This is a genomic window from Elongatibacter sediminis (assembly GCF_037892215.1).
GTDB classification, from domain to species: Bacteria; Pseudomonadota; Gammaproteobacteria; order Xanthomonadales; family SZUA-36; genus Elongatibacter; species Elongatibacter sediminis.
In genome coordinates this window covers 295,533-313,881 of the sequence record NZ_JAZHOG010000005.1, presented here as the reverse complement: position 1 = coordinate 313,881, position 18,349 = coordinate 295,533, and the positions used below count along the sequence as shown (strand labels likewise).

At 61.0% G+C, this 18,349-nt stretch carries 21 protein-coding genes; 20 read left to right on the top strand and 1 reads right to left on the bottom strand.

Annotation, left to right across the window (positions count from 1 at the left end; all coding sequences use genetic code 11):
* Positions 1–4 precede the first annotated feature (4 nt).
* The 11 genes from V3330_RS09870 to V3330_RS09815 all read left to right on the top strand — a co-directional run bounded on the left by V3330_RS09870 (position 5) and on the right by V3330_RS09815 (position 10,002).
* On the top strand, positions 5–850 hold the full coding sequence (locus V3330_RS09870; protein WP_354695245.1) for a ParA family protein: 846 nt from the start codon (positions 5–7) through the stop codon (positions 848–850).
* Positions 851–861: 11 nt separating this feature from the next.
* Positions 862–1,755, top strand: coding sequence for a ParB/RepB/Spo0J family partition protein (locus V3330_RS09865; RefSeq protein ID WP_354695244.1), 894 nt, complete (start codon positions 862–864; stop codon positions 1,753–1,755).
* Positions 1,756–1,896: 141 nt separating this feature from the next.
* Positions 1,897–2,301, top strand: coding sequence for an ATP synthase subunit I (locus V3330_RS09860; protein WP_354695243.1), 405 nt, complete (start codon positions 1,897–1,899; stop codon positions 2,299–2,301).
* 130 nt (positions 2,302–2,431) lie between these two features.
* The gene (gene atpB / locus V3330_RS09855; protein WP_435791741.1) at positions 2,432–3,487 is read left to right on the top strand and encodes a F0F1 ATP synthase subunit A; all 1,056 of its coding nucleotides are present in this window, start codon (positions 2,432–2,434) and stop codon (positions 3,485–3,487) included.
* Positions 3,488–3,650: 163 nt separating this feature from the next.
* Positions 3,651–3,920, top strand: coding sequence for a F0F1 ATP synthase subunit C (gene atpE, locus V3330_RS09845; RefSeq protein ID WP_354695242.1), 270 nt, complete (start codon positions 3,651–3,653; stop codon positions 3,918–3,920).
* Between the two features lie 78 nt (positions 3,921–3,998).
* Positions 3,999–4,469, top strand: coding sequence for a F0F1 ATP synthase subunit B (locus V3330_RS09840; protein ID WP_354695241.1), 471 nt, complete (start codon positions 3,999–4,001; stop codon positions 4,467–4,469).
* A 30-nt stretch (positions 4,470–4,499) separates the two neighbouring features.
* On the top strand, positions 4,500–5,036 hold the full coding sequence (locus V3330_RS09835; RefSeq protein ID WP_354695240.1) for a F0F1 ATP synthase subunit delta: 537 nt from the start codon (positions 4,500–4,502) through the stop codon (positions 5,034–5,036).
* A 95-nt stretch (positions 5,037–5,131) separates the two neighbouring features.
* Positions 5,132–6,676 carry a F0F1 ATP synthase subunit alpha gene (atpA, locus tag V3330_RS09830; RefSeq protein WP_354695239.1) on the top strand — a complete coding sequence of 515 codons (1,545 nt, stop codon included), beginning with the start codon at positions 5,132–5,134 and terminating at the stop codon, positions 6,674–6,676.
* A 173-nt stretch (positions 6,677–6,849) separates the two neighbouring features.
* A complete protein-coding gene (gene atpG, locus V3330_RS09825) occupies positions 6,850–7,713 on the top strand; it encodes a F0F1 ATP synthase subunit gamma (RefSeq protein ID WP_354695238.1) in 864 nt (287 codons plus the stop codon).
* 325 nt (positions 7,714–8,038) lie between these two features.
* Positions 8,039–9,433: a F0F1 ATP synthase subunit beta gene (gene atpD, locus V3330_RS09820; RefSeq protein ID WP_354695237.1), complete on the top strand. Its 1,395-nt coding sequence runs from the start codon at positions 8,039–8,041 to the stop codon at positions 9,431–9,433.
* A 143-nt stretch (positions 9,434–9,576) separates the two neighbouring features.
* Complete coding sequence (locus V3330_RS09815; RefSeq protein ID WP_354695236.1) at positions 9,577–10,002, top strand: F0F1 ATP synthase subunit epsilon; 426 nt, start codon at positions 9,577–9,579, stop codon at positions 10,000–10,002.
* Between the two features lie 332 nt (positions 10,003–10,334).
* On the opposite strand, the gene V3330_RS09810 is transcribed toward V3330_RS09815, so the two are convergent.
* Positions 10,335–10,880 (bottom strand): CIA30 family protein, encoded by a 546-nt coding sequence (locus tag V3330_RS09810; protein ID WP_354695235.1) that lies wholly within the window; start codon positions 10,878–10,880, stop codon positions 10,335–10,337.
* A 305-nt stretch (positions 10,881–11,185) separates the two neighbouring features.
* On the opposite strand from V3330_RS09810, the gene V3330_RS09805 reads away from it, so the two are divergent.
* The 9 genes from V3330_RS09805 (at position 11,186) to V3330_RS09765 (ending at position 18,219) form a co-directional block, all read left to right on the top strand.
* Positions 11,186–11,629, top strand: coding sequence for a hypothetical protein (locus tag V3330_RS09805; RefSeq protein ID WP_354695234.1), 444 nt, complete (start codon positions 11,186–11,188; stop codon positions 11,627–11,629).
* Positions 11,630–11,907: 278 nt separating this feature from the next.
* Entirely contained in the window at positions 11,908–14,019 is a 2,112-nt protein-coding gene (locus V3330_RS09800) for a cadherin-like domain-containing protein (RefSeq protein ID WP_354695233.1), read from the top strand.
* A 226-nt stretch (positions 14,020–14,245) separates the two neighbouring features.
* Entirely contained in the window at positions 14,246–14,626 is a 381-nt protein-coding gene (locus V3330_RS09795) for a VOC family protein (RefSeq protein WP_354695232.1), read from the top strand.
* Positions 14,627–14,721: 95 nt separating this feature from the next.
* A complete protein-coding gene (locus V3330_RS09790; RefSeq protein WP_354695231.1) occupies positions 14,722–15,003 on the top strand; it encodes a type II toxin-antitoxin system RelE/ParE family toxin in 282 nt (93 codons plus the stop codon).
* Between the two features lie 14 nt (positions 15,004–15,017).
* On the top strand, positions 15,018–15,329 hold the full coding sequence (locus V3330_RS09785; RefSeq protein ID WP_354695230.1) for a HigA family addiction module antitoxin: 312 nt from the start codon (positions 15,018–15,020) through the stop codon (positions 15,327–15,329).
* An 80-nt stretch (positions 15,330–15,409) separates the two neighbouring features.
* Positions 15,410–16,072: a hypothetical protein gene (locus V3330_RS09780; RefSeq protein ID WP_354695229.1), complete on the top strand. Its 663-nt coding sequence runs from the start codon at positions 15,410–15,412 to the stop codon at positions 16,070–16,072.
* 157 nt (positions 16,073–16,229) lie between these two features.
* Positions 16,230–16,487 (top strand): hypothetical protein, encoded by a 258-nt coding sequence (locus tag V3330_RS09775; protein ID WP_354695228.1) that lies wholly within the window; start codon positions 16,230–16,232, stop codon positions 16,485–16,487.
* Positions 16,484–17,524, top strand: coding sequence for a hypothetical protein (locus V3330_RS09770; protein ID WP_354695227.1), 1,041 nt, complete (start codon positions 16,484–16,486; stop codon positions 17,522–17,524). Before V3330_RS09775 ends, V3330_RS09770 begins: the two co-directional genes overlap by 4 nt.
* Before the next feature lie 206 nt (positions 17,525–17,730).
* Positions 17,731–18,219 (top strand): DUF2165 family protein, encoded by a 489-nt coding sequence (locus tag V3330_RS09765; RefSeq protein WP_354695226.1) that lies wholly within the window; start codon positions 17,731–17,733, stop codon positions 18,217–18,219.
* Positions 18,220–18,349: the final 130 nt, after the last annotated feature.

Genomic DNA, 18,349 nt, shown 5'->3' with positions numbered 1-18,349 from the left:
CGGCATGTCGTACTTTCATTCCGACCCGGCACGCGCCAACCAGAAAAGCAATGTGCGCTGCGTCGCCGTCGCCAACCAGAAAGGCGGTGTCGGCAAGACCACCACCTGTGTGAACCTGGCCGCCGCGTTGGCGGACATGAAGAACCGGGTGTTGCTGGTCGACCTCGATCCGCAGGGCAACGCCACGGTGGGCTGCGGCGTCAATGCCCGCATCCTGAAACGTTCGGCCTACGACGTACTGATCGGTGATGCCAGCGTACGGCAGGCGCGCCAGAGCCTGGAACCCTTCGGCTTTGACCTGCTGCCGTCCAATGGCGACCTCACCGCGGCTGAAATCCGGCTGATGCACCGCGAGGGCCGCGAGTTCGCGCTCAAGGAGGCTCTGGCGAAGGTCGTCCACGATTACGACTGGATCATCATCGACTGCCCACCGTCGCTGAACATTCTCACCCTCAACGCGTTGGCCGCAGCCGACAGTGTGCTCATTCCGATGCAGTGCGAGTACTACGCCCTGGAGGGATTGTCGGCGTTGCTGGACACCGTCGAGCAGGTGCGTGCCAGCGTGAATCCGGACCTGGAGATCGAAGGATTGCTGCGCACGATGTACGATGTGCGCAATAACCTCTCGTCAGCTGTTTCCGATCAGCTGACCGAGAATTTCGGCGACCGGGTCTACCGCACCCTGGTGCCGCGCAACGTTCGTATCGCCGAGGCGCCGAGTTACGGTCAGCCGGTGACGCGCTACGATCCGACTTCCAAGGGGGCGCTGGCCTATCTCGGGCTGGCCGGAGAGATGATGCGCCGGGCCAGCCAACGCGCAGACGGAGAGGCCGGCCACCGGTCCAATTGAGCAGGACGACGATGACAACACGCAAAAAAGCCGCTCTTGGCCGCAACCTGAGTTCGCTGCTGAGCCAGACCACCCTCAACCAGGTCAGCGAGCGCGAGAACAAGGGCAAGGGTGGCGAGACCACCGATGAACTGCGCAACCTGTCGCTGGACCTGATCCGGCCCGGGCGCTACCAGCCGCGCTCGGTGTTCGACCCCGACAAGCTCGAGGAACTGGCCAACTCGATTCGCGCCCAGGGTGTGGTGCAGCCGGTGGTGGTGCGCCGCACCGGTGACGATGAATACGAGCTGATCGCCGGTGAACGCCGGTGGCGTGCGGCCCAGATCGCCGGTATCGAGGCCATCCCGGCGGTGGTGCGCGATGTGCCCGACGAGGTCACTGTCGCGATGGCGCTGATCGAGAACATCCAGCGCGAGGATCTGAACCCCCTGGAAGAGGCGTCGGCCCTCAAGCGCCTGATCGACGAGTTCGAAATGACCCACCGTGAGGCGGCCGAGGCCGTGGGCCGGTCGCGCGCGTCGGTGTCCAACCTGTTGCGTCTGCTGGAGTTGATGCAGGAAGTCAAAGACATGGTGGACAGCCGGCTGATCGAGATGGGCCACGCCCGCGCCTTGCTGTCGCTGGACTCGGGTCTGCAAGTCAAAGCCGCGCGCGAGGTGGTACAGCGCAAATTGTCGGTGCGCGAAACCGAGGCCCTGGTGCGGCGCCTGCAGCAGGCCAGCAAGGCCCCGGCGCAGAAAAAGCCCGACCCGGACATTCTGCGTCTGCAGAATCGCCTGCAGGAGAAACTCGGATCGCGGGTGCGGGTTCAGCATGGCCAGTCGGGAAAAGGGAAGTTGGTGATTCCGTACAACAACGCCGACGAACTGGACGGCATTCTCGGCCATTTGGGTCTTGACGACTGATTCATCGCTCCGCCCGATTGCCCCGGGCGAAAACCCAATGCTAAAATAGTCGGTCTTTGGCCGCGGTTTGCCTTCCGGCGCCCCTTTTCGGGCCCCGCCTGGCGAAGCGCGGTCATTGCCGAACGGCAGGCGGCAATGCGGATGAATTCATCCCCCGACGAAAACGCCGGGCGCGCTTACGCCGAGCGAACGGTTCGGGCCCTGGGCGCCGGGTTGCGGTTGCAGACCTGGGTTGCCATCGGTATGGCTGCGGTTGCGTTCCTGGCCGGCGGCAAGGTGGCGGCAGGGTCGTCGTTCTGCGGCAGCCTGGCGGTTTACCTGCCGGGGTGGCTGTTCACCGCGCTGGTGGCGCGGCGGCTGGGCGGCGATACCGCGGCATTTTTGCGGGCTGCGGCACTGGCCGAGTTCGGCAAGCTGTTTCTGACCGGAGTGCTGTGTGCAGTGGCATTCATCTGGGTCAGGCCGTTGGCGCCAGGTTGGTTTTTCACCGGCATGATCGTGGTGCTGGCAACGGGTTGGGTTGGGCTGGGCCGCGCAATCCGTTGAACGGCGAGAGTAGTTCGAAAGTCTCAGAATTATTTGATTTTCGGGTTGATATTCAGGCATTGGGACGCACATTCCGGGTGGAATGTGACGAAATACAGACGCAAGGCATACAGCGGATCGGGAAGGCAATATGGCGGCGGGCGGCAGCGAAAACGTCACACACGGTGAATACATTGAGCATCATCTCCAGAACCTGACGTTTGGCAAGTTGCCGGACGGCGGCGGTTGGGGTTTCGCCCACTCTGCGGCGGACGCCAAGGCGATGGGATTCTGGGCCATCCACGTCGATACCCTGTTCTGGTCGCTGTTGCTGGGTTTCACCTTCTTTTTCGTGTTCAGAAGCGTCGCCAAACAAGCCAACTCCGGTGTGCCGACCCGGTTCCAGGCCGGTATCGAGAGCATCGTCGAGTTCGTCGACTCGAGCGTGAGAGATTCCTTTCACGGCACCAGCCGTCTGATCGCGCCATTGGCGCTTACCCTGTTCGTGTGGATCTTCTTCATGAATTTCATGGACCTGATCCCGGTCGACTGGCTGCCCTGGGTGGCCACCACCGCTGGCATCAGCCATCAGAAAGTCGTTCCCACCACCGACGTCAACGCGACCATGGGCATGGCCATCGCGGTGTTCGTGCTGATCATCGTGTACAGCATCCGTTTCAAAGGCGTGGGCGGATTCATCAGCGAACTCATCATGAATCCGCTGAACCCCAAAGAGCTGGGCATGCCCAAATTCGTGTGGCCGCTGGTGATGGCGTTCAACCTGATTCTGGAACTCGTGTCGCTGCTGGCCAAGCCGGTATCGCTGGGCCTGCGATTGTTCGGCAACCTGTATGCCGGCGAGTTGATTTTCATTTTGATTGCACTGGTGTTCACCGCCGGCTCCGCCTGGTTCGCCGCCGGCCTGAGTTCGCTGTTCGGTGATAATGTTCCGGCCTGGTTCTGGATCGCTTCGGTGCTCGCGGTGTTCGCCACCCTGTGGCTGAACCTGAAGGATCGACTGAGCACCAAGGTCACCCTGTTACTGCTGCTGACCGAAATGCTGCTGGTCGGCGGCATGGCGTTCCTGGGCGGGCAGCTGATGCACTTCGGATGGGCCGTGTTCCACATCCTGGTCATCACCCTGCAGGCCTTCATATTCATGATGCTCACCATCGTGTACCTGAGCATGGCCTCGGAACACCATTAATAGTGGGGTCAGAGTAAAGGGACAGAGTAAAAACGAGCAGAGGCAGGCATTGCGCAACCCGAATCGGGTTTACTCTGTCCCTTTACTCTGACCCCAGAATTAAGTTGGCAAAAGTTTAGTTTGGCACGATTAACACGTTGGAACTCGATAACTGGAGTAAGTAATGGAAACAGTAATTGGTATGACCGCAATCGCCGTTGCCCTGCTGATTGGCCTGGGTGCGCTTGGCGTTGGTATCGGTGTGGGTATCCTGGGCGGTCGCCTGCTGGAAGGGTCGGCCCGTCAGCCGGAGCTCGCTCCGATGCTGCAGGGCAAATTCTTCCTGGCCATCGGTCTGCTGGACGCGGTCGCGATGATCGGCGTGGGTATCGCGCTGTTCTTCACGTTCGCAAACCCCTTCGTGGGTCAGCTGCAGGCCGCGCTGGGCGGATAATTCCCTGGGCTGCTCCGGCATGAATCCGGGCGGCCTCAGCTTATCCGTATCGTCCCGAACACCTGAACGAGGTTAGGCATGAATCTGAATGCCACATTGGTATTGCAGTCGATCGCGATGATGATCTTCGTGTGGTTCTGCATGAAGTACATCTGGCCGTACCTGCTCGAAGCCATGGACGAGCGGCGCGAGAAAATCGCCGAGGGCCTGGCCGCTTCCGACCGTGCCGAGAAGGAGCTGGAAGCTGCCAAGGCGCAGGTCGACCAGCAGATCCGCGAAGCGCGTGACAAGGCTGCCGAGATTGTCGAGCAGGCCAATCAGCGTCACAGCCAGATTCTGGATCAGGCGAAGGAAGACGCCACGGCGGAGAAGAACCGCCAGGTGGCCGCCGCGCAGGCGGACATCGCGCAGTCGGCCAACCAGGCACGCGAAGCGCTGCGTACCCAGGTTGCCAGCCTGGCCGTGCTGGGCGCCTCGAAGCTGCTGGAGAAAGAGGTCGACGAAAACGTCCACCGCCAGCTGCTCGACGAGCTGATCCAGGAAATCTGATCCAGGCACCATGAACCGGGGAATTTCACCATGAGCAGCCTCACCACGCTGGCCCGACCCTACGCCAAGGCGGCCTTTGGCCTCGCACACGATGCGGGCGCTCTGGGGCCGTGGCAGGACATGCTGGGCCTGGCCGCGGACATCGCCACCCATCCCGAGGTCGACGCTGTGTTGCGCAACCCGCTGGTGGCGCCGGGCGAGGGCGTGAAACTGGTGGCCGATGCCGGCGGTGAGCGATTCGATGATCGCTTTCGGGCGTTTCTCGACGTGCTGGGCGGCAACCGGCGCCTGACCCTGCTGCCGGAAATCGCCACCGCGTACCAGCGGTTCAAGCAGGATGCCGAAAAGCGTTTGCGGGTGAAGGTGATCTCCGCCATGCCGATGAACGACGAGCAGTCGAGTCGAATGCGTGACGCGTTGGCGCGGCGCTTCGACTGCGACGTGGAACTGGACACCGAAATCGACAGCGGCATTCTCGCCGGCGCGGTGATTTACGCCGGTGATCAGGTGATCGATGGCTCGCTGCGCGGACGCCTCGGCCGTTTGAGCCAAAACCTGGGAAGCTAACCATCGGAATCGCGCGTCATCTGAATTGACATGAACCGCCGGTGACATGAACAACCGGTCGCTCCAGTGGGAGCCGATCCAACAGGAAAATGACCATGCAAGCAACACTGAACCCCTCTGAAATCAGCGAACTGATCAAGCAGCGCGTCGAGCAACTCGACATCAAGGCCGAGACGCGCAACGAAGGCACCGTGGTCAGTGTGTCCGACGGCATCGCGCGCATCCACGGGCTGGAAGACGCCATGCAGGGCGAGATGATCGAGTTCCCCGGCGACACCTTCGGGCTGGCGCTGAACCTCGAGCGCGACTCGGTCGGCTGCGTGATCCTCGGCGATTACGAGCACATTTCCGAGGGCGACACGGTCAAGTGCACCGGCCGCATTCTCGAAGTACCGCATGGCAAGGGCCTGCTGGGCCGCGTGGTTGATGCCCTGGGCAACCCCATCGACGGACAGGGGCCGATCGACAACGACGGCTTCGCCCCCATCGAGAAAGTGGCGCCGGGCGTGATCTGGCGTAAATCGGTCGACCAGCCGGTGCAGACCGGTTTGAAATCCATCGACTCCATGGTGCCGATCGGCCGCGGCCAGCGCGAACTGATCATTGGTGACCGCCAGATCGGTAAGTCGGCGATCGCCATCGACACCATCATCAACCAGGCCAAATCCGGTATCAAATGCATTTACGTCGCGGTCGGACAGAAGCAGTCCACCGTGGCCAACGTGGTGGCCAAGCTGGAGGAGCACGGCGCGATGGAGCACACCATCGTGGTCAACGCCTCGGCTTCGGAATCGGCGGCGATGCAGTACATCGCGCCCTATTCGGGCTGCACCATGGGCGAGTATTTCCGCGACCGCGGCGAAGACGCCCTTATTATTTATGACGATTTGACCAAGCAGGCCTGGGCCTATCGCCAGGTCTCCCTGCTGCTGCGTCGCCCGCCGGGCCGTGAAGCCTACCCGGGTGACGTGTTCTACCTGCACTCGCGTCTGCTCGAACGCGCCGCGCGGGTCAACGAGGAATACGTTGAGAAGTTCACCGACGGCAAGGTGACCGGCCAGACCGGTTCGCTGACCGCGCTGCCCATCATCGAGACCCAGGCGGGTGACGTGTCGGCCTTCGTTCCGACCAACGTGATCTCGATCACGGACGGCCAGATCTTCCTCGACACCGACATGTTCAACGCCGGTATCCGCCCGGCCGTGCACGCCGGTCTCTCGGTTTCCCGAGTCGGCGGCGCCGCGCAGACCAAGGTGATCAAGAAGCTCGGCGGCGGTATCCGCCTGGCGCTGTCGCAGTATCGCGAGCTGGCGGCCTTCGCGCAGTTCGCCTCCGATCTCGACGAGGCGACCCGCAAGCAGCTCGATCGTGGCCAGCGCGTCACCGAGTTGATGAAGCAGAAGCAGTACAGCCCGCTGTCCGTTGGACAAATGGCCGTGTCGCTGTTCGCCGCCGACCGCGGCTTTCTCGACGATGTCGAGCTGGACAAAATCGGCGATTTCGAAGGCTCGCTGCTGGACTTCGTGGCCTCGAACAAAGGCGACCTGCTGGACAAGCTCAACGAGGGCAACTGGAACGACGATCTCGAATCGGCGCTGACCGGTGCCGTCGAGGAGTTCAAGTCCACCGGTTCCTGGTAATCCTGGGCTAAACCCTGGGGTCAGAGTAAAGGGACAGAGTAAACGGCGAGGTGATAAGGAACGGCAGGGTGCAGACATTGGCGACAGCAGTGAAACGGACGAACATGCAGACCGTTTACTCTGTCCCTTTACTCTGACCCCAATATTGTTCCCAACGCTTCCGGAGTTTTTAAATGGCAAGTTCGAAGGAAATCACCGGCAAGATCAAAAGTGTCGAGAACACCAAGAAGGTGACCTCGGCGCTGGAGATGGTGTCGGCCAGCAAGATCCGCAAATCGCAGGATCTGATGCAGGCCAGCCGCCCCTATGCGCGCATGATCCGGCGGGTGATGGGCCATTTGGCGCAGGCCAATCCGGAGTACCGCCATCCGTTCACCATCAAGCGCGAGCAGGTGAAGAAGGTGGGTTACGTCATCGTTTCCACCGACCGCGGCCTGTGCGGCGGCCTGAACACCAACCTGTTCAAGCAGGTGCTGGCCTCGGTGGGTGAATGGCAGGGCAAGGGCGCCGAAGTGAGCATGGTGACCCTGGGCAAGAAAGCCTCGTCGTTCTTCCGCAACATCAAGGTGGACATCGCCGCGCACGCGGACAGCCTGGGCGAGAAACCGCAGATCGAAGACCTGATCGGCTCGATCAAGGTCATGCTGGATCGCTACCGCGACGGCAGCGTCGATCGCGTTTACCTGGTCTACAACGATTTCATCAATACGATGGCGCAGACCCCGACCCTGGACCAACTGCTGCCGTTGCCGGAAACCGACGACGAAGACGTGCCCGACATCTGGGATTACATCTACGAGCCGGATGCCGAAGCCCTGCTCGATACCGTGCTGGTGCGCTACATCGAGTCGCAGGTCTACCAGGCGGTGCTGGAAAACCTGGCATCCGAACACGCCGCGCGCATGATCGCGATGAAGAACGCGACCGACAACGCCGGCGAACTGATCGACGACCTCAAGCTGGCCTACAACAAGGCCCGCCAGGCCGCGATCACGCAGGAAATTTCCGAAATCGTCGGAGGCGCCGCGGCCGTATAACGCCAGCGCGAGCCCGGAAAGCGAGGGCGGCCTGTAGCAGGGGCGCCGGCCCGGCCAGAAAACGAGGGCGGCCTGTAGCAGGGGCGGCCAGAAAACGAGGGCGGCCTGTAACGGGGGCGCCGGCCCGGCCAAAAAACGAAGGCGGCCTGTAACGGGGGCGCCGGCCCGGAACCAACCCGGGCGCCGCCCACTTTAAAGGGCGTCATCCCGGACTTGATCCGGGATCCATTCGCGAAAGCGAACCCGTCGCCAAAAGCGACACGAATTAAGGCAAGACAAGTTGCAAACGGGGTGACGAAATCACCCACCCAACGGAGCAAGGTTTATGAGTTCTGGAAAAATCGTTCAGGTCATCGGCGCCGTCGTCGACGTCGAATTCGCCCGCGAGGACATGCCCAAAGTGTTCCACGCCCTAACCGTGGACGGCACCGACATCATGCTGGAAGTGCAGCAGCAGCTCGGTGACGGCGTGGTGCGTACCATTGCGCTGGGTTCCACCGACGGCCTGAAACGCGGCCTGCCGGTGAGCAACACCGAAGCGCCGATCTCGGTGCCGGTGGGTGAGAAAACCCTGGGACGCGTGATGGACGTGATGGGCCGCCCGATCGACGAGGCCGGGCCCATTGGTGAAGAAAAGCGCATGCCGATCCACCGCAAGGCCCCTTCCTACGAAGACCAGGCCGGCGGCAACGAAACCCTGGAAACCGGCATCAAGGTCATCGACCTGATCATGCCCATCGCCAAGGGCGGCAAGGTCGGCCTGTTCGGCGGCGCCGGCGTGGGCAAGACCGTAACCCTGATGGAACTCATTCGTAACATCGCCATCGAGCACTCCGGTTACTCGGTGTTCGCCGGCGTGGGCGAGCGTACCCGTGAGGGCAACGACTTCTACCACGAAATGAAGGACGCCGACGTTCTCAACAAAGTGGCTCTGGTCTACGGCCAGATGAACGAGCCGCCGGGCAACCGCTTGCGCGTGGCGCTGACCGGCCTGACCATCGCCGAGGAATTCCGCGACGAAGGCCGTGACGTGCTGATGTTCATCGACAACATCTACCGTTACACCCTGGCCGGAACGGAAGTGTCCGCGCTGCTGGGCCGCATGCCCTCGGCCGTGGGCTACCAGCCGACCCTGGCACTGGAAATGGGCCTGCTGCAGGAGCGCATCACGTCGACCAAGACCGGGTCCATCACGTCCTTCCAGGCCGTGTACGTGCCCGCGGATGACTTGACCGACCCGTCGCCGGCCACCACCTTCGCCCACCTGGACGCCACCCTGGTACTGGCCCGCTCCATCGCTGAGCAGGGCATCTACCCGGCCGTGGATCCGCTGGATTCCACCTCGCGCCTGCTGGACCCGAACCTGATCGGCCAGGAGCACTACGAAGTGGCCCGCGGCGTGCAGGGCGTGCTGCAGCGCTACAAGGAACTCAAAGACATCATCGCGATCCTCGGCATGGACGAGCTCAGCGAAGAAGACAAGGCCACCGTGGCCCGCGCCCGTAAGGTGCAGCGCTTCCTGTCGCAGCCGTTCTTCGTGGCTGAAACCTTCACCGGCGCGCCCGGCAAGTACGTGTCGCTGAAGGACACCATCCGCGGCTTCAAAGGCATCATCGAAGGCGAATACGACCACCTGCCCGAGCAGGCGTTCTACATGGTCGGTTCCATCGAAGAGGCCGTGGAAAACGGCAAGAAGATGGCCGAGAAAGAAGCCGCCTGAAATATGGGGTCAGAGTAAAGGGACAGAGTAAGGAGGCAGGTCAGACGAAGTAAAAGACGATGGATGACAAGGCGGTTCAATCGGTGCCTGTTTACTCTGTCCCTTTACTCTGACCCCACCTTTATGGTCGAAACGAGAGATTTATGAGCAAAACCATACGATGTGACATCGTTTCCGCCGAGGAGGAGATTTTCTCCGGCGAAGCGGCGATGATCTTCGCCACCGGCGCCGTCGGCGAACTCGGTGTCACGCCGCGCCACGCGCCGCTGATCACCCAGCTCAAGCCGGGCCCGGTGCGCGTGCAGCAGCCCGACGGCGAGGAAGCCTTCTTCTTCGTCGGCGGCGGCATCCTCGAAGTGCAGCCGCACATCGTCACCGTGCTGGCCGACACCGCCGTGCGCGCCGACGACCTCGACGCCGCCGCGGCCGAACGCGCCAAGGAAGAAGCCGAACGCGAACTCGCCGACCGCACCGGCGAGATGGAAGTGGCCGAGGCCCAGGCCAAACTCGCCGAAGCCATCGCTCAGCTCCAGGCCCTGGAACAGCTACGGAAGAAGCTCAAGCGCTGAGTCGTCGACCCGTACCAACCACCAGACACCAGGACGCCGGCTTCAGCCGGCGTTTTTCTGTACGCGGGGTCGGATCAGCCCACGGACCGTGACCCCGCGAATGGCGCGTTGCAGATTGGCAAGGCAAGAACCCGGGGTCCAACCCGAAAGACCTTGGTTTTGCGATTATCGGAATGGGTAGATTCGTTTCGGACTGCATGCTTGATACACGGATTGCGGGCTGTGAGCTCCGCGACCTGGGGAGTGCCGGCTCTCCCCTGCGTTTTCGTGGGTGGCACCGGACCCGGTTCGGGTGGTGCGCCTGGCAGGGGAAGCAGGCTGTGACCCATCTGCTACGAACGTGGCTCTTTCCGATGCGATCCGTAGGCGACCAGACGGTCGACCTGGAGTTCAAACGGGCCCGCCTGCTTGTCAGCCAACAGGATACCCACCTGCTCGATTGCGGCAGGATCGAAGAAGTAGTCGCTCATGAGGCGTCCACGGAACGTAGCGCGCAATGTATCGAAGGGGACGTCTACTTCGGTCCATTCACCGGCGTTCGTTTGAAATGTTGCACCGAAAGCGACCGGTTGACCGGAATAGCGCGCGTCGGTGTGCAACCTGAGCTGGTAGCTGCGCCCGTCACCTTTCACCCGCAGCCGAATACCGTTGTACCCGCTGAGGTCGAGTTCAACCGAATGGCGGATCGAGGAGAAACCTCCGTTGGACTCGAGCGACAGGGTTCCGCTGAAATGCAGCACTCCGTCGTGAAGGGCCGCGCCGCCATCGGAGCGACCTCCCATGACCGTGTCGTCCACCGACGTCCAGTCTCCACGGGTGGCTTCGTCGAAGGTGAACAGCACCTTCGGGTCTGCTGCATTCGCACTGTGCGCTGTCATTCCGATCACCATCATTAAAATTACGATTCTGTTCATGAGCCTGGCATACAATTGAATTCAAATTCGCCATAGATTCTGATCCAATGCTCGTGAAGCCCCCGTGAAGAGGAGGGTCAAACCTGTGGTCTGGCGATGAACTCAATGGAGCCGATGTGCAGGATCACCCGGAATGTGCGGTGACTGGCGATTCAAGACGCGTGAATACGTTGCGATGAGGTTGCCCAAGCCGCCCCACTGCATGCCTGGATGTGGCCACATGATCAGCACATGACTTACAACAGCGGTCCGCCAATGAACCCGATTCCATGTTGAAAAAGCTGGCACGAGTGACGCTTGTGCTGGTTGCCATCGTCTTGTTCACGGTGGCCGGTCTTCTGCTCTGGCCCCTGCCGGAGCCGCCCCGCGACGGTCTCGCGGGCAATTTCCACATCCGCAACGTCGCGGTGGTCGATGTCCGAACGGGCAGCGTGCGCCGCAATATGGACGTGGTATTGCGTGACGGTCGTATCGCCTCCGTGCATCCGGGCGGTTTGTCAGGAGCGGATACCGCACTGATTTCCATCGATGGCTCGGGAAAGTATGTGATACCCGGGTTATGGGACATGCACACCCATTCCCTTAAGATCGCGCCCCAGTACATGCACCCGCTGTTCATCGCCAATGGCGTGACCGGCGTGCGTGACATGTCGGGTTGCCTGTACAGGAAGGGGGTCGGACCATCCTATCTTCATGAAAAACAGACAAGTTAGCAAGAACATCGACGGACATTTCCGGCTTGGAGCTCACTTTCCTACCTCTAAACGAGCCTGCTAAGCATTCTGGACAAGACGCGGCATGCTGCGCTGTCTTGACGCGGCTTTTTGGGCACCACTAAATGATGCTTCAAGAGCTGAATCAAAAGAATTACTGAAACAAAAACCGGAAGGGATGCCCTTGGAGTAGCCCGACCCCGGTTTCCATAATGAAATTCCGGGGCTCGGCTGTTACAGTCCCTGCTTTGCTTTTTTGTCAGGGAAGGCAATTCACCATGAAATGGAAGATGATGCGATGGATATGTACGGCTATTGCCTGCGCATTCCTGGCCAGCATCGAAACCCTGTTCGCCGCAACCATCACGGTGAACGCAGGCAATGCGGATGGCTTCACGGTGGCCGATGATGGCCAGTGCACGCTGACCGAAGCGATCAACTCAGCGAATATCAATGCGGCATCCGGCGCGAGTGTTGGAGAGTGCGCAGCGGGTGAACTTGATCCCATCGTTGACGTTATTGAGTTCTCACCAGCAGTTTCGACGGGGGTCATCCAGACCGTAAGCACACTGCTGGTCACAGGCTCGGTGGAGATTCTGGGACCTGGGCGGGAGGTGCTGACCCTGACCAATCTTGCCGAAAACCGGCTGTTCGATTTCCAGACTGGCGTCGCCACTACCAGCTATACGGTTCGGGATCTCACTCTCGCAAGCAACCGGGTCACCGATGACGGAAGCGCCATTCGCGCGTCTTTGGGCAGCGGCAGTGAATTGAATATAAGCCGGGTGCACTTTTTCGACAACAGCGCCGACCGCGGCGGTGGCGCCATGTCACTTTATGGCACCTCAAATACGCCAAAACCCGAAATCCTGATCGTCAATTCAGTGTTTGAGGACAATTTTGTCAACGACGACGAAAGCGGCAGCCAGGAAACCGGGGGCGGCGCCATTTTTGTCGGTGCCGGGGTGAGTCTCACCATAAGAAACAGCACGTTCAAGGGCAACAGGGCGGAAAACCTGCCCAGGGCCAATGCGCTGGAAGACCTTTCCGGCGGAGCCATACTGGCGCGTTCCGCTGACCCTTTCGATTCTTCCATCGTCATCGACTCCTCGACCTTTCATTCAAACTATTCCTTCGGTCCTGGAGGCGCCATTGCTGTTGGAGGATTTGGTTTTCCCGAGGATGACACCAGCCTGGAGATCAGGCACTCGACGATTACGGAAAATATCGCGGACTTCAACGCCAACCAGAACGGCGTGACCATCAACGGCGGGGGTGGTGTCTGGGCCGGCAGCAGCGTTTCAACCACCCTGAGAAACACCGTGGTCGCGCTCAACGAAGATCGGTCCGTATATTTCGAGAATGACATTTCAGGCTCGATTCTGTCATCCGGGTTCAACTTTATTTCAGATGCGCTGGGCCATGCCGGCACCTTTCCTGCAGGCCAGCCGAATATCAACAATGACTGGGTTGGTTTGCACCCGGCCATTCTCGATCCCCAACTCGGGGCATTGGCGGACAATGGCGGGCCGACGCCCACCGCATTGCCACTCGAAACGAGCCTGCTGATCGATCATGGCAAATGCGTGGCAAAATCAGCCGATCAACGCGGATTTCATAACCCAGTCACCCTGGACCGGGCTATTGATGATCCCTCGGTGACAGACAGTGATGATGGTTGTGATATCGGGGCTGCAGAGCGGGGCTCTGAGATCGCCAACACTCCGCCCGTAGCCAACGATGATGATTATCACCTGCTCGAGGGCGACACGGTTGTGTTCTCAGCTTCCCTGGGTGTGCTTTCAAACGATGTCGATAGCGACCCGCTGGCAATCGTCAACGCGGGGAGCCAGGCTCTCGACAATGGCAATGGCTTGAGCGGCACGCTCGACCTTACCTTTGACGGTGGTTTTTCCTTCACCCCGGACGACCCCGACATGTACGGCGATATCGCCTTCCAGTACCAGGTCACTGACCAGCGCACCGTGATGACCGGCGAAGCCACGATCCACCTGGCCCCGGTCAATGATGCGCCGGGCTTCACGGCGAACCCGCTTGACTTGCAATTGGCGCCGGGGACGGCGCATACCGAAACCGGCTGGGCGAGTGCTATATCTCCCGGCCCGGCCAATGAGTCCAAACAGGCTCTCCAGTTTGTATTTTCAGGCAGTGCGCCGGCGAACTTTTTCGCGGTTCCACCCAGCGTTGACTTAGCTACAGGCAACCTTGGATTTACGCTGCAAAACCAGGCGAATGGCACCGCCGTGCTGCAAGTCCGTGTGCAGGATTCAGGTGGCACCAGCAATGGCGGCGTCAATCTGTCAGCGCCGGTAGCGCTGACGATCAGGTCGCTGGACCCGGATCAGCTTTTTGCTGACGGTTTTGAGTAGAACCTTGTAACCAGCGGTTTTTATTAGCCACATGTTCATGGCGCCAGGCTCAGCTGAATGCTGAGTGAGGGGGTCGAGCCTTCCAAACATTGTGGAAAACAAGAAAGTTGGTGAAAAAGAATTGGGGCCGGATACCTTTCCCCTCTCTCACCTTTCCACCGCAACCGGAATCGTCTAGCGTATCCTTCCCGAGTTCATCCGAACGTCGATGCAAAAGGAAAAGAAAATGATCGGTTACGTAATCCTGGGAACGAACGATGTGCCGCGTGCCGCCGGGTTCTACGATGCGCTGCTGGCCGAAATAGGCGCCACGCGCCAGATGGAGTTTGGCGAGCGGGGCTACGCCTGGGGCGTGTCCATGGAGCAGCCGCTGTTGTGCATCATGACGCCGTGGGACGGCAAGCCAGCCACCGTCGGCAATGGCGTGATGGCGGCGCTCGCGGCCCCGTCCCGCGAGCACGTCGACCGGGTGCACCAGAAAGCACTGGAACTGGGCGGCACCGACGAAGGCGCGCCCGGCTTCCGCGGCGAGGGGGGTGAGGGCTTTTACGCCGCCTACTTCCGCGACCTGGATGGCAACAAGCTCGACGTCTTCCACTACGGCTGATCGCCGTCGGGGCGGGCGGTTGCTTGGCGCCGCCCGCTCATGAAACAGGCTCGGCAAAGTTGAACTGTGTCACGTGACACGTTACGATGTGCCGTGTGATCAAGACGTTTGCCGACAAACGTACCAGAGACCTTTTTGAGTCGGGTTCGGCAAAGCGCTTCCCGGTAGATGTCGCGAAACGTGCGGCGCGGAAGCTCGAGTATGTAGACCTCGCAGTTTCACTTCAGGACTTACGCACGCCACCGGAGAATCGACTCCATGCGTTGGTGGGCGACCGGAAAGGCCAACACTCGATCTCAATCAATGATCAGTGGCGGATATGTTTTCGATACGTGGACGGCGATGCGTACGATGTCGAGGTCTGTGATTACTACTAGTGGCGGAGAGTAGGATGAGCATTACGAAGACGGGCATGAAGCGCCGCCCGACGCATCCGGGAGAGATGCTGCGGGAGGACTTTCTGCCGGACTACGAATTGACGGTCAGCGGTCTGGCGGAAGCCATCGGCGTTTCTCGTCAGACGGTCAACGAACTGTTGCGGGAGCGACGAGCCGTCAGCCCGGAGATGGCGCTGCGGCTTTCCCGGCTGTTCGGCAACAGCGCCGAGTTCTGGCTGAACGCTCAGCGGGCCGTGGACCTGTGGGAGGCCGGTAACGCAATTCGTGACAGTGTGCGGCGCATTCGCCCCCTCAATGCTGCCTGACGGGGGATTCACGTACGTTCGCTGCGCGGACTGGCTCTACGACGGGCCATGTCGTCAATACCCATGAATAGACCCCCAGCTTGAGCACGGTCGTCCGGTCTACCCGTCGGTTCTCTTTCTTCGGTGTCATGGGGGCCGTTTTCGCGGCGGTCGCGGTGATCGGGTTCGCGCCCAATTCGGTGGCCATTCTCACCGGCGAGAAGGCCAACCCGCCGCTCATCATTCATCTGCACGCCGCGGCCATGTCGGCCTGGATGGCGCTGCTGGCCGCGCAGTCCTGGCTGATGGGGGCCGGCAAGGCGGCTGTGCACCGCAACCTGGGGGTCGCCGCGCTGGTGCTGGCGCCCGTTGTGTTCACCTTGATCCTGGCCATCACCGTGGACCAGATCCGGGCGGGGCTGGGGGAGCCCATGGTGCTGCTGATCCAGTCCAAACGCCTGCTCGGCTTCGGTATCTGTGTCGGCCTGGCGTACCTGTGGCGGACTACGAGACCCGCCGCGCACAAGCGCCTGATGTTCCTGGGCACCTTCGCGGTACTGGACGCCGCCTTCTTCAGAATGGGCTGGCTGCTGCCCGGTCTCGCTCACGAGCATCACGTCGCCGTGGCGCATGCCTGGCAGCTGCTGCTCCTGGTCCCCTTCGTCGTGTACGACATCCGTACGCTCGGCCGCGTTCACCCGGTGTTCCTCATCGGCATCCCGGTCCTGGTCGCTTTCGATGTCATGGCGGCGGTGGTGCGCTGAAGGCGGCGCGGATGTCCGTGACGCCGCACAGCGCGCGTTCCGTCGTGGTATCCCGGGGCTCAACTTCTATACTGACTTCAGAGGATTGGGCTTCTTCGTCGCCCCGCCGTCCGACTCCGGGCACATTCGTCCGATTCCTTTAGACTGTTGCCCGATGGTGTCCGCACGAACCGCGCGAATTTTCATCGCTTTCACGATTGCGCTCGCGTGGTCGCGCCTGTGCCCGGCTGTCCAAGCCGATCTCGGCGCGCGGATGGAGCGCGTTCTCGCCGATGAAGGTCTGGTCGGGGTGGCCTGGTCACTCGTCGGGGCCGATGGCGATACGACGGTCGGCTCGGCGGGGTTGCGGGACAACAGTTCCGCGCTGGCCTTCGAACCGGAGACTCGGTTCGCGTCGCGGGGCTGCCGGATATGAACACCACCATCGACGATTTCGTCGTCTCGGGAGACAAGGTTACGCTCGTACGGAAATTGGACAAAAGAATGCCAGCTAACAAGCCAACCACGAAAATCATGAGCCGATTCGCATATTTCCTCCTCGTGCCAGCCTTGTTATACACAAGCGTTGCTCTCGCCGACTGGCCCATGTCGAATGACCCTGCATTCGATCCGAGCGTGCGGGCGCCTGCGTACGCGCATGGCGAGGGTCCCATCATTCTTCTGGATGGTGCGCACCACAATTTCTTCGTTCAGTGGGAATTCATCGAGCCGTTTGCCGATCTGGCAGCGGCCGACGGTTACCAGCCGATCATCGACGATGAGCCATTCACGCCGGAGTACCTGGCGAGGTTCGACATCGTCATGATCGTCACGGCCTTGCCGTTCGATTTCACGACCAAAACCGAAGTCACGACGGAGACGACCTTCACCCAGGCCGAGATCACCGCGCTGCACGACTGGGTGGAAGCAGGCGGTTCACTGCTGGTTTTCAGCGAGCACGCGCCCTTCGATCAGGCCATCAATCCGCTGCTGCAACGCTTCGGCATGGCGTCGAGCGTTGGATACGTGGCCGACACGGAGCATCACGACGAGGCATACGGCAGTCCCGGCTGGATCGTCTATTCGCGAGAGAACGGCCTTCTCGACACTCAGCACCCGATCATCAATGGGCGAAACGAAGGTGAAGCCATCGAACGCGTCGTTAGCTTCGGCGGCAGTTCGCTGACCGGCGAGGGCTATGCCAATCTCTTCCGGCTCTCTCCCGCCGCCGAGAACCGGCAACACCCCACCGGCGTGGGGCCCGTCGGCATGGGCGACTCCCAGGCGCTTGCGGGCAGAGTGGGCGCAGGCAGGGTGGCGGCCTTTGGGGACTCGAACGGATTCACGGCCATGAACTTTGAGAAAGAAGACGGATCGGCCCTCGCCGCGGGCATGAACACCGCAGGCTATGATTGGAAGCAGCTCGTGCTGAACGTACTCCATTGGCTTTCCGGGGAGCTTCCGTCCAGTTAGGTTTCCCGGCGGTGGCTTTCAGCGCAACAGGGAATGTTTGCATCCTCGGCACCGGCCGATTCCATCGATAGACTGAATGGCAAGCTGGTCGCAATATGGCCGGGTGCTCTACTGCCAGAGGGCAACAAGACGTTCGAGAGGCCGGGTAACTCGAAGTTGACCATGATGAGTATTTATTGTCTTTGCGCAAGCGAAAGGAGGTGTCAGTGGCCATTCGGATTCTGAAAATCGTTCTGGTGGTGTTCGTCGGGCTGCAGGGCGGGCTTTACGTCGCCGGTAATCTCGCCAACTGGGAAGCCGCCCATGGGGCGATCGCGTATGTGCTGAGTATGGAAGGACATGAGTACTATGACGCTCCCATCTTTCCGCCAATAACGCATCCGGCATGGGTCACCATGACTTTGCTCGCCATCATCACCGGCGAGTTTCTGATCGGGGCTTTGTCGTTCAAGGGGGCCTGGGATCTGAAGCGGGCCCTGAAGGAACCCGCCGAGGTGTTCAATTCAGCCAAGAAGTACGCAATTCTGGGGGCTGGAATGGCCATGCTCGTCTGGTTCGGTGGCTTCATCGTCATTGGCGGCGCCTTGTTCCAGATGTGGCAAACCGAGATTGGCACCGCCTCGTTCGAGGGTGCGTTCATCTACGCGGCGTCGAGTTTCCTGGTGCTTCTGTTCGTGAACTCTGCGGATGCATAGCACAGCAAAGCCGAAGGCTTGTCCCGAGGAGAGCGGGGGTGAAGTTGTTCCATGGGTCGGCTGAAGGGGATGACCGATGGTTCGTTGACCGGGGTGCCGGAACCGGTCCGGGCCTCGCTCCGGTCGGCCG